Below are 12,274 nucleotides of genomic sequence, written 5' to 3'. Positions count from 1 at the left end.
CACCTTTGTGAAATGCATTTACCTTTGTTAAACAATTAAATCAATTAATTCTTTATTCATTATGATTGGCACGAATACCTACCTGCATTTTATGGGCAATGCCCAGGAAGCATTTAATTTTTACAAATCAGTTTTCGGTGGTGAATTCAAAAATATTCAGCATTATAAAAGCCTGGACAGCGGGAAAAAAATGTCGCCCGAAGACCGGGAAAAACTCATCCACATTACATTACAGATTTCAGATAATATCAGTATGATGGCCTCTGATGTACTGGATTCAATGGAAATGCCTTTTAATGCAGGAAACAATTTCCACATCTGTATGCATACGGAAAATGAACAGGAAGCCGATCGGTTGTTTGGGGCACTTTCTGCAGCAGGAAAAATAGACATGCCGTTAAACAAAACATTCTGGGGAGCCTACTTCGGAATGTGTCGTGATAAATTTGGCATTCAATGGATGATCAATTTCGACAATCAGCAGCCCAGATAGCGCTTTAAACAATTAAAATAAAAAATGCAAACACTAATGAAAATGATCATAAAAATAATAGTTGTCTTAATTGCCATTGTTGCTGTATCCCTGGTTATTGCCATGTTTTCCAAAAACAAGTATACATTAACGCGTGAAATTATCATCAACCGATCTACCGATACAGTTTTTGATTACATCAAATACTTAAAGAACCAACCTGAATACAACAAATGGTTGTTGCTGGACCCAAATACAAAAATTAACTATAAAGGTGAACCTGATGGATTCCCAGGTGCTATACTAACCTTTGAAAGCAGCAACAGTAAAACAGGTAAAGGTGAATTTGAAACTAAAAAAATAACAGCCGGCGAAAGGGTTGATTTTGAGATTCGCTTTCTGGCTTTTACAGCCAATGGATATATGGCCGTGAAAGCCCTGTCGCCAAATTCAACAAAACTGACCTGGGTATATAACAGTGGGATGAACTGGCCAGTTAATTTCCTGCTTCTGTTTATGGATATGGATAAAATTATCGGTACCGACATTGCAGAAAGCCTGAACAACATGAAACACCGGCTGGAATCGTAACATATTTTCAATATTCAAAAATTAGCTTTAATAGAAAAGGTCAGATGATATCTTCAGCAATAGATATCATCTGACCTTTTCCATTCATGGAATGAATCGAATACGCAGTATCATTATTTAATTCAAAGATCTGTATTCGTTAGGGGTATAACCTACACGGCTCTTGAATAAACGGCTAAAGTGCTGGGGATATTTAAAGCCTAATTCATAGGCGATCTCGTTGATCGTCTTACTGCTATCAAAGATCTTGTCCTTGGCAATATCAATGATTTTATTCTGAATGTATTCCTGTGCAGATTTGCCTGTTTCTTTTTTGATCAGGTCACCAAAATAATTTGCTGACAAATGAAGCTCATCTGCAAAGTAGGCGACCGAAGGCAGCCCAACATTATAAGGTTTTTCGGATACGAAATAGCCATTCAACGACGCTTCAAACTTCTCCAATATTCCCTTATTAACATTTTCCCGGGTGATAAACTGACGATCATAAAACCGGTCACAGTAGTTCAGGAACAGTTCAATATTGGAAGCTATCAATTTTTTACTATGCTTATCAACCGTTTGACTTAATTCATAATAAGGGCGACGTGGTGAAATGCCCCGCTAATACCCTTCACTGGCATGGAGCAAGCGCAGATTCAAAATTTGTACAGATCGCTATTACAGGCAGACAAAACGGGCCGACAGTTTGGCTGGAGCGTGTGAGTGACAACACTTATTATTCCGGACTGAAGTAATAATATTCGGATCAGGTTTTCAACCTGGGGAATATCTTTTTTCGATATTCTCTAAATGCTCATACACTCGTATTTGTCATTCTCAAATACCTACTGCACTATCTTTGAATATTATATAATGCTCCATACACTCCCTTTAGCCAATCTTCAATCTGCCCCGAAAACCCGTTCCCCGAATTGTGTTATATTTATAGTAATCAAAATAATCTCCCATGGCAAAACAAATGTCTGTCATTTCTTTTACGGGAAAACTCGGCAATCTCATAGGGTATAAGCGCAATGGCAACTACTTCCTGCGCTCCATGCCTCAAAGCGTGCAGCAAACGGCTGCTACCCGCCGCGCATCCCGGCGCTTTGGCATCGCCAGCAGGAAAGGCGCTTTTATCCGTAAAGCTTTCTACCCCAACCTGGATATCCATTGTGACTGTGCCCACATCAATCGACTCAACAGCGTGCTCATTGCTGCCGGCGATCATCACGAAGCCATCACAGGCTTCCGCTTCAATCAGCATACCGGAGTAGATCGTTTCTTTACGGTGCCTCCCCGGCTTTTACCTAACGGGATATTAAATATTCCCGCACAAACCATCGCAAGTTATAACGGCATTACTGCGCTGGAAGTAAAAGTGATCGCCACGCGTATTGATTTCACATCACGTCAGGTGGCAGGTAGCGAAACGGTTACGCTGATGATAGCCCCCGATACCACTTTCCAGGAAACAAATGTTTCACTCGATGTACCCGGAAAGGGGCCACTGGTAGTAGTTTTCCAGGTAAGAGCAATGTACAAAGACGACCCATCGCGCAACAGGCAATGCATGGCCGCCGATATTATTGCGGTGGCAACGCCACAAGTACCCAAATATGCGAATAAACGTACTTACCCCAAGCGGACGAAATTGCTTCCCAAACTTGCCTATACTTACACATATCCAGCTGTCATTCAACTGGAATAAAGCGATCTTGCCTCCGGAGATATTTTGATAAATAAACCTTTTATGCCTGCTTCCTTTGAATAGTATATTTCTTTCCGCAGCTACAGCCTGGTACTGAAGCAGCCCTGCTATGGCCAGTTCTGTCCTCCATCCTTCTGCTGATTCAATTTCATCCCGATTACACATCCGGAACTCATCCCCGCATCAAGTCCACCTCTACTGCGCTGCTACTGTATGTACTAAGCGGGTGCTAAGTATAGCCTGGACGGAGCCTAGATAATGAAAAGGTAATGCCGACTATAATGATGGGGGCTCTTAATGCACTATATCTTAAAAGCATATTTAGAAATAACCAACCGGGACTGAGATAAATAAAAATAGGAAGCCGCCGAAATTGGCGGCTTCCTATTTTTAAGCATTAGTCATACTATTATTGTAGTAATACTTTTCCTGAATAAACTTCTTTTTTAAGGGTAATCACCTGAATGAAATACAGACCAGTAGCTGTCCGGTTTAAAAACCTGAAGCTATTCTTCTTTAAAGTTTCCCGTTGCACTTCCTTGCCATCGAGACTTCTTACAATTACCAGGCTACCGGTAAGGTCCTTATCACCAACGGCCAACCAAACTTCGCCACTGGTAGGATTAGGAAATAATTTCAGCTGCTTTAGCATCATCTCCGGCGACACCTTTTCTCCTTTTGATAGCAAAGCAGTACGCGCCAGGCAATCATTAACAGTTACATTTACCGGTCTGCGATCCGGATACTCGCACGAAAATGAAGAGGTTACATAGTAAGTCGTATTTTCGGATGGGCTAACCTTATAATAATTTCCAGTATATAATAAGTTGCCTCCGGAAAGGGCATCGTACCAACGAATATTCAAAAGTGGCGCTGTTGGCACAAAAGCGTGCAAAGTAACGCTATCCCCGTGGCAAATACTCACATTATCGTTATCCACGCTGGGATAAGCTCCCCATGCATCCAGTACAAATTGTTGATGTATGCTATCCGATTTACAACCTGTTACCGCGTCTACTGCCTGAACATAGATGTCGGATTGTACCGGAATAGTATACAAAAAGACAGGTGTAACAATGGTATTGCTATTGGTAACAACATAGGAAGTATCTAAAAGCAAAATATTATTGGCAGTGTATATATTCCGGACATTGTAACTAAGCCCTGACTGGTAATTTGATACAGGAAGTGACAAACTGCCACGGTTGCCGCAGACAAATCCTTCCGGAACAGTATAAATAGGATCAGGCAGCTTTGTTACAATTACTTTTACGGGTTTACGGTATGGATACTCGCAGACAGAAGCTGCTGTAACATAATAGGTGGCAGTCTGGTTGGGGCTTAGCGTGTAGAAATTACCAATATGCAATAAATTCCCTCCTGTTGGAGCATCGTACCAACGAATAGGCCAAAAAGAGGAAGTGGGCGTATAAGCATGTAAAGTAACGTTGTTTCCCTTGCAAACAGTTAAGCTGTCACTATCTACAGTAGGTAATTCAGCAGAACCTCCCCGGATAAATGCCTGATGAACAGTATCTGACTTACAGCCACTGAATGCCTGTATTGCCTGCACATAAATATCAGTTTGATAAGTGATGTTATTTATAAAATATGGAAGGTTAATCGTTGCATTATTGATAACTGCGAAGGACGTATCCAGGAGAGTACTAAAAGCCTGCCCATATTTTACTCTTACACTGTAATTAATTCCTGGTTGGTAATTAGACACCACAATTGACACCTGGCCACATCCTATTCCTTGCGGAACAGTGTATATCGGGTTAGCAGGCCTGGGATTCACAATTACTTTCACCGCTTTGCGAAGGCTTGTACAACCATTTAAACTTGCTTGTGCATAGTACGTAGTAGTAGTTTCAGGGCTCACTACATAATTGTTTCCGGTAGATAACAAAGTTCCTCCAACAGGTGCATTATACCAACTTATACTTGCGCCTGTTACTCCTGTAGCTGTTAATGTAGTGATCCCTCCCGCACAAATAGCTGTACTGTCTACCGCAGTTGGTGCAGGAACTGCAGGATTACGGTAGGCATAATAAAGATGAAACGCATCAAGTAATCCTACCAAGCTACTGCTCAGTGTTATCTTAACACGGTCAAAAGTATTAACAGGTTTGAGCATAATTTCAGCCCTTGTGTTATTTTGTAGCAGACGTAAATTACTGCTGTCTACTACATGTATATCATTATTTGCAGTGGCCCCATTAAATGTTTGTACAGTAACACCGCCGAAAAGGTTGAGGGAAAGTAAAGCATTACCACTGCCAATACCAATAGTTAATGAGTCACAACCTGCCGTACTTGACGTTGGGAATATAAGGGTCTGATAAACAGTTGTACCCAGCAAACCAATTGTAATATTGAAAGTGGAATAATCATTCTTATTGGTGTTGTTTACAGGATTATCAGGATTACTGACTCCACAGAGTAAACAGAGCCCGGTAACACCATTGGTTTGGCTATTGGCATAAATTTGCGCATGTAGCATGTTGGATGACAAGGATAGCAAAAGCATAGTGATCCATGTCATTTTTCGGATGAAGTAAAATTTAGGGTTCATAATTCTGTTTTTAGTGATTGATAGAATTTAGTAGTAGATAATAGTTGTTTAGGATAGATTTATGGTAGATTAATAATCCAAATTTATGCATAAGTACTGCTATAAGAGGGACGGGCTAACTATGGGGAAATATTTCTATTGGGATGTATAAAATACAATTCACCATATTAACTGCTTTTCTATTCAGGAATTAAACGGTGACATTTTGCTTAACTAAAAGCAGTGTATTGGCGCAAGGAGTACTTATAAAAAATATCGTGACTTAATGAATATAAAATTATAGTTCATTAAGCATATTGTCACAGCAGTAAAAATAAATGAGCACAATCATCTACAAAACTGCTCAAGTAATTTCTTAATAACTGCAATGGTCCACCTGGTATTATTGCGTAACTATACCCGGGCGGATGTATTTATCGATAATATAGACGGTGATTGGCCTCAACTCACGACCAAAGACCACCGGGTGCTCTCCTCCTGAGGTATAGAATTCAAATTTCCCGGCAATTTTAGAGTACCAGACCTTTCCTATAGCCTGGTAGGTAATGGTGTCCGGCCTCGTTATCTTCCTTAAATTTTTCAACCTCATGGTATCTAACGCTATAATCCTTGCATTAGATATTTTCTGGTTACAGGCGATTGGTTCGTAATGATCTTCCCGCCAATACATGCAGTACCCCGAGCGCGGCGTCTGATTTCTATCTTTCCACCACCACATACCTCCTGTACCCAGTACCAGCGACAACATCACCGCGGCGACCAATGTTTTGGCAGATTTCCCCTTTACCTTTTCCTGCTTACCGGTTTCCGCTGGGCTAACACCTCCACTTTCCTTTTCAATTGAACCAACAAACCTGACCGGAATTATTGGAATTTCCGGAATTACCGGATTTCCGGCTGGTGTATCAACGCCCGTTGCGGAGGAATTAGCGGAGGAATCCGGTACCGTTACCGGGTCTCCTGTTGCCGGGCTGGGATCATTTAACGCCGGGTCTTCCTTTATATCCTCATCACCGGAAACCGTTTTCCCTAATTCCCAGGGCCTGCCAGAAAAGTCAATTAGCCAGGCCAGGAGCTCGATATTCTTCTCATCCGTACTGCCGGATTTCTCTTTCAGATAATTCACCAAAGGTCTGAATTTATCCGTCTCGCATCGCTGAATAATAGCATAACAGTTTCTTGCATCATTCAAATCCCCACAGAAATCCCTAATGATCTTTTCATCCCGCTTGTTTACATCTTTCGTGCACCTCTTCAGGCATTCATCTTTGAGTTTCGCGGGTGTGAGGTGCATCAGGCCGTGAGGTAGCGTATTGTTTACCTTCTTTCGTTCATACGCCTGCATAATCATTTGCTGGTAGTCAGGAAAAAGTGTCGCCATAAGTGAGATTATAGAACTGAATAATCGGAATTAAACCCGCATTCCCGGAATCACAAACGGAATACAGGGAATTACCGGAATTATTGGAATTGCTTGTTAATCAACCTCTTACCTCGATCTATCTTTGTTTTGCAATCGGGTAATACCTCCTTAGCTAAGAGGTACTCTGTACAGAACCGATTCACCCGGACAAAGAAAGCGGAAGCCGGTTACCGGCTTGGGAAGCGATCATCAGCTTCCGTGATCCACGTCCACCCTTCCCAAAAAAAGCAAGAAGCGCTTCTTCACTGACTCAAACTCCGCTGCCGGCTGCCCGGCAACCGGCAGCCTATTTCTAAAACATTCAAAAATTAAAACTATGTTTCACATCATATTTAGCTTTTTACTGGCATTCTTATGCCCCAGCCATCCTAATAACGGTAATCATAATAATGGCGAACAGGTCACTACCTTGGATACCGGTGGCGAAACCGGAACAATTCCTCCAAGAAAACCCTAACATATAATCTACGTGAGGCAAGAAGGTTCTTGCCTCACTTTTTTTGTTACCCATTAATAATAATTCATCGAAATTGAGAAATTCGATACTTTTAAGAGAAATAATCCCAGTGCGCCCCTCAAGCATCATCCTGACCATAGTCCTCGGAAGTCTTTTCGCCTGTACATCTAACAGGGAGTCCCCGCAGCCGGTTTCTGAACCTACGCTGAAAAAGGGAGAATCATTTTTCAATAGAAATAACGACTCTGCCTTTTATTATTTTAATCTCGTTGCAACGGGTGCTAAAGACAGTTTGGATATTGCAATGGCCTATACTTATATGGGTATCATCCAGGCATATGAGGGAGACCATTACGGGGGACAGGAAAGCCTGTTGAAATCCCTTACTTATCTCAATGAACACAACAAGAAACACCAGGGATGCCTGGGCTCCAACTACCATGAGCTGGGCAATATCTGTCTTAATCTTAAAAACTATGAAGCTGCTATCGACTACTTTCACAAAGCGCTCAAATATATAAACGATCCTGACTTCGAGGCCATTGCCTTAAACAGTATCGCCATTACTTATCAGAAGAAAGGCGACTATGATGAAGCCATAGACTTATACAAATCCCTTCTGGCTAAGAGTAAAGACAAGAAAAAAGAATATGCCCGGATACTTTCCAACTATGCCAATGCTAAATGGCTGAAAGATGCTGCCTATCCCGCCGGACCGGAGCTTCAACACGCATTGCAAATCCGTAAGGATTCAAACGACATCAGGGGACTCAATGCCAGCTATGCTCATCTGTCGGACTATTATTCGCTCTCCTCGCCTGATTCGGCGCTTTATTATGCCAGGAAGAGATACGAAGTCGCCAGGGAAATAAATAGCCCGGACGACCAGGTGGAAGCGCTTTCAAAACTTATTACACTTAGCCCCACCAATCTACTGAAACCTTATTTTATCCGTTACCAACACCTGACAGATAGCATCCAAACAGCAAAGAACGCAGCCAAAAACCAATTCGCATTAATCCGGTACGAAGCCGCAAAAAGTAAAGCAGACAATCTTCAGCTGCAAAAGGATAATGCACAAAAGAAAACACAACTGGTCGTCCAATGGTTCATTCTGGCACTAACCATCCTGTTTTTCATTATCTCCGGAGTTGTTTTAATCCTTCGGTACCACAGGCGCCGGCAACAGATAGAATTTGCATCCCGACAGGCGATACAGGAACATCAGCTTAAAACCTCCCAGAAAGTGCATGACGTAGTAGCAAATGGCTTGTACCGCATCATGGCAGATCTCGAGTATAAAGCGTCTGTAGACAAGGAGGAACTGATAGATAAGATTGATGTACTGTATGAGCGATCCCGCGATATCTCGTACGAAAACCCCACCATCTCAAAGGTTCCTTTTCATGTTAAAATTGACGATCTGCTGGAGTCCTTTGGATCCGAGCGTGTCAAAGTCCTGATCTTCGGCAACGGTCCTATGCTCTGGAACGGTATCAATGTGCAGATACAGCATGAAGTTGAACATATTCTGCTGGAATTGATGATTAATATGAAAAAACATAGCCAGGCTGATTCCGTGATGATAAAGTTCGAGTGTCAAAACAACCAGGTTCAAATGCTCTATACCGATAATGGCATAGGTATTTCCCCGCAAGTTAAGTATGGGAACGGGCTGCAGAATACGGGAAACCGTATTAAAAAAATTGGCGGGCAATATACATTTGAGCATCCTGCTAAAGGATTAAAAATTCATATTTCTTTCCCAATAGCTTAATCCTCATGATTACAAAGGTACTTATTGCCGAAGATCACGAAAGCGCCAATATTTCCGTGCAAAAAACGCTGGAAGAACTAGCCATCATGGATATAGCATACGCCTATTATTGCGATGATGCTTTGAATAAAATAATACAAGCCGTTAAAGCAGAAAGCTCTTTCGATCTCCTTATTACAGATTTGTCTTTCGATCCGGATGGTCAGAAGCAGGTACTATCTGGTGGTATGGATCTGATTGCCGCCGCCAGGGAAGTACAGCCCGACCTGAATATCCTGGTCTTCTCGGCTGAAAACAGGCCGGCAGCCATTGACCAGCTTTACAGCAAATATGAGATTGATGGATTTGTGCGCAAAGCCAGGAACGATGCCAGGGAGCTTAAAGAGGCCATCAATGAAATAGCCCAACACCGGCGCTACTTTCCGCGTCATATCAGACAGTTGATCAACAAAAAGAACACCTACTCATTTTCGGATTTTGATATCACGATCATAACGCTGCTCTCGCAGGGAATGCTGCAGAAAGACATACCTGCACATCTTCAGCGTAACGGGATAAAACCATCTGGCTTAAGTAGCATAGAAAAAAAACTCAATCAGATGAAAGATGCACTGGGCTTTACCAAAAACGAGCAACTGGTGATTTACTTCAAGGATTTAGGTGTTATATAAACATCTCAAAAAAATATTCAACAGAAAAAGTCTGATTACGGTTTCCCATAAAAAAAGGCGATGAATGAAATATATTTTTGTTTCATAAACTAAAAATAACACCATGAAACAAAAGTATTATGTAAACAACAACGCCCAGCTCAACGGCGATCATGAAGTTCACCTCGGTACCTGTCCCTACGTTTCTATAATGTATAGCCGAATGTATTTGGGAGAATTTGAATCTTGCCAGGAAGCCGTTCGCAGAGCAAAGAAACATTATCCACGATCGAATGGCTGCTTTACTTGTTGTAAGCCCTGCCATACAAGTTAAATGATCATGTCAATTCTTTTGTAACCCCATGTCTTCTGAATCGATCGAGCCATGAAACTCCTATATGCCTGGCTGCTTATAAGTTATGCTCACTGCAACCCAACAACGGTGTATGTCTGCGATAGCAAAAATGCTACAAAGTATCATTATAATCCGAATTGCCGTGGACTAAGCAATTGTAAGCATCGAATCATCAGCATTCCCCTTGAAAAAGCAATGGAGACCAGAACCCTTTGTAAGTGGGAACAATAAATTGGCAGCKACCGGAAGTATATTTCAATAAACTCCAACCTCTGTTATTATGACAACTCCAAACAATGCGCCGTATAAATATTTACAGTTTAAAGGAGACCAATTTTATAGCAGATATATCCAGGAAGATATTCCTGCAAAATCGCCTCCGGCAAAACCTCCCGGGCAAAGTTTCCTGAACGCCAAATCTCATGGCAGTTATGGCGCCCTTTTATTTCATCCCAACTGGAAAGCTAAACGAAAAGAAATACTGCAACGCGACATGCATCAGTGCGTACATTGCCGCAGCGACAAAGATCTGCAGGTACATCACCGGCAATACCACTTTATAGCAAACGAGCAGAAGTTCCGCCTTCCCTGGGATTACCCCGGCCATTTACTCATCACGCTATGCGAATCCTGTCATAACAAAGGGCATAATAAATATAAAGTGCCGACCATCACTATTTAATAAAATATGTATGAGCTTATTCGACATTTTCAACCGGCAACGCCAGAATGGGCACACCCATACAATGGCAATTGAAAACGTGATACCTGATATTCCGGAAACTACTTTCATTGAAAAGGATGCACCGGAAAAAGAGCAACCTGAAGGAAAATCTGTTACGCCGCTCAATGGTGGCATACATCTTTTATACGATTTCCTCGACAAAAATTATGAATCCAAAGGATATAATGATGCTTTGATAAACCCGGACGCAACGCATCTGGACCAAAATGTGATCGCGTTGAAGAATGACCTGGAAAGATCTATCCGAAAGGTAAAAACGTTTTACGAAGACTTTATCCGGCAAATCAATTTCCACATCTCGAGCCGGAGCAGAAGCGGAATGATAGATACGGTGGAAGAGCTTACCATCAAGAAGGAAATTGCCGAAAGCCATATCAATCAGGTCAAAGAGATCGAAGAGCAGGCGAAGGTTAACGAGGGTGTCGKGCATGGCATCATTATCAGCTATACGCGCGGATTCAGGAATGGCCTTGCAGCAATTTCCAGTCATATCATTCTGAACAAAAACTTTTAAAATTGAGCGTTATGAAACATCTATGGATCCGTTTCGGTTGCTTCATAACCGGATACAACTACAACATCCTGCGAAACTGCAGCGAAGCCGCCTTTAAATCCGTGAAGAAGTATACCGCAGCCATGATGATCGTTTGCATCCTTTGGTTTTTTATTGGTTTTACTTTTGCGCATCGTTACCTGTCACTCAGCCTGCCGGGTTGCATGATTGCGGGGATTCTCTCCATCATCATCATTGTACAGATTGAAAAGCAGATCATCTTATCCATCAATCCGGGTCGGCTGCTGCTAATTTTCAGAGGCTGTTTGGCTTTCATGATGTCTATTCTGGGCGCTGTGATCATCGATCAGATATTGTTCGAAAAAGATATTGAGATCGCGAAGATTTCCTACGTCTCAGAAAAAGTAGACAGGATATTACCCTCAAAAACGGAAGAATTAAGAAAACAGATTGCCACACTGGACACAACGATTAATAAAAAAGAACGGGAAAAAGATAATTACATCGGGGATATCAGTAAACACCCAACCACAACAGCCACCACCACCCAAACCGCAACGAAACGGGTGCCTGTGCAAACAGTAAGCTCCTCTGGCAGGGATACGACTGTTTTGAAAACAGTAAGTGACGTTACTGTTGCCTCCACACTGGTATCCAACCCCAAAATAGCATTACTGCCATCCCTTGACTCTACCATTGGTGCTATACGGCAACAAAAATCCATAAAGGAAAACGAATTACTCGACATCAAGCCTGCACTTGAAAAGGAAATGAAAGCCAGTACAGGATTTTTGGATGAGTTAACAATCATGAAGCAGATGTTATCCACATCTTACGTTGCATTGTGCTTCTGGATCCTGTGGGTTTTGTTTTTCCTGTTTATAGAGATGCTGGTACTATTCAGTAAGATGGGCGACAGGTCAAATGATTACGAAAAGGTGGTACTGCACCATATGAACTTACAGAAGCGAAGGCTTGATGCGCTTGGAAAAGGATTTGAATGATAAAATTTCTGACAA

11 protein-coding genes are annotated in these 12,274 nt (G+C 41.9%); 8 read left to right on the top strand and 3 right to left on the bottom strand.

Annotated elements, in window-relative coordinates; genetic code table 11:
- Nucleotides 1–61 precede the first annotated feature (61 nt).
- Together AC1DCV_RS31220 and AC1DCV_RS31215 are read left to right on the top strand one after the other, a co-directional pair.
- A complete protein-coding gene (locus AC1DCV_RS31220; protein ID WP_477026847.1) occupies nt 62–493 on the top strand; it encodes a VOC family protein in 432 nt (143 codons plus the stop codon).
- Between the two features lie 36 nt (nt 494–529).
- Entirely contained in the window at nt 530–1,063 is a 534-nt protein-coding gene (locus AC1DCV_RS31215) for an SRPBCC family protein (protein ID WP_477026846.1), read from the top strand.
- 117 nt (nt 1,064–1,180) lie between these two features.
- On the opposite strand, the gene AC1DCV_RS31210 is transcribed toward AC1DCV_RS31215, so the two are convergent.
- The gene (locus tag AC1DCV_RS31210; protein WP_477026845.1) at nt 1,181–1,600 is read right to left on the bottom strand and encodes a helix-turn-helix domain-containing protein; all 420 of its coding nucleotides are present in this window, start codon (nt 1,598–1,600) and stop codon (nt 1,181–1,183) included.
- Nucleotides 1,601–2,012: 412 nt separating this feature from the next.
- On the opposite strand from AC1DCV_RS31210, the gene AC1DCV_RS31205 reads away from it, so the two are divergent.
- Nucleotides 2,013–2,756: a hypothetical protein gene (locus tag AC1DCV_RS31205; protein WP_477026844.1), complete on the top strand. Its 744-nt coding sequence runs from the start codon at nt 2,013–2,015 to the stop codon at nt 2,754–2,756.
- Nucleotides 2,757–3,165: 409 nt separating this feature from the next.
- Here AC1DCV_RS31205 and AC1DCV_RS31200 read toward each other — a convergent pair whose 3' ends face one another.
- Both AC1DCV_RS31200 and AC1DCV_RS31195 read right to left on the bottom strand, forming a co-directional pair.
- Nucleotides 3,166–5,334, bottom strand: coding sequence for an Ig-like domain-containing protein (locus tag AC1DCV_RS31200; RefSeq protein ID WP_477026843.1), 2,169 nt, complete (start codon nt 5,332–5,334; stop codon nt 3,166–3,168).
- A gap of 382 nt (nt 5,335–5,716) precedes the next feature.
- Complete coding sequence (locus AC1DCV_RS31195; protein ID WP_477026842.1) at nt 5,717–6,715, bottom strand: hypothetical protein; 999 nt, start codon at nt 6,713–6,715, stop codon at nt 5,717–5,719.
- 608 nt (nt 6,716–7,323) lie between these two features.
- Between AC1DCV_RS31195 and AC1DCV_RS31190 the strand changes: the two genes are divergently transcribed.
- From AC1DCV_RS31190 to AC1DCV_RS31170, 5 genes are all read left to right on the top strand, one after another.
- Nucleotides 7,324–8,991 carry a tetratricopeptide repeat-containing sensor histidine kinase gene (locus AC1DCV_RS31190; RefSeq protein WP_477026841.1) on the top strand — a complete coding sequence of 556 codons (1,668 nt, stop codon included), beginning with the start codon at nt 7,324–7,326 and terminating at the stop codon, nt 8,989–8,991.
- Between the two features lie 5 nt (nt 8,992–8,996).
- On the top strand, nt 8,997–9,662 hold the full coding sequence (locus AC1DCV_RS31185) for a response regulator (protein ID WP_477026840.1): 666 nt from the start codon (nt 8,997–8,999) through the stop codon (nt 9,660–9,662).
- A gap of 614 nt (nt 9,663–10,276) precedes the next feature.
- Entirely contained in the window at nt 10,277–10,678 is a 402-nt protein-coding gene (locus tag AC1DCV_RS31180) for an HNH endonuclease (protein WP_477026839.1), read from the top strand.
- Between the two features lie 10 nt (nt 10,679–10,688).
- Nucleotides 10,689–11,255 (top strand): hypothetical protein, encoded by a 567-nt coding sequence (locus AC1DCV_RS31175; RefSeq protein ID WP_477026838.1) that lies wholly within the window; start codon nt 10,689–10,691, stop codon nt 11,253–11,255.
- An 11-nt stretch (nt 11,256–11,266) separates the two neighbouring features.
- A complete protein-coding gene (locus AC1DCV_RS31170) occupies nt 11,267–12,259 on the top strand; it encodes a DUF4407 domain-containing protein (RefSeq protein WP_477026837.1) in 993 nt (330 codons plus the stop codon).
- Nucleotides 12,260–12,274 lie beyond the last annotated feature (15 nt).

The sequence above is a fragment of the Chitinophaga sp. 10T418 genome (genome assembly GCF_056394125.1).
Note: the sequence above shows the minus strand (reverse complement) of the source record. Positions and strands in the feature narration are given on the sequence as shown.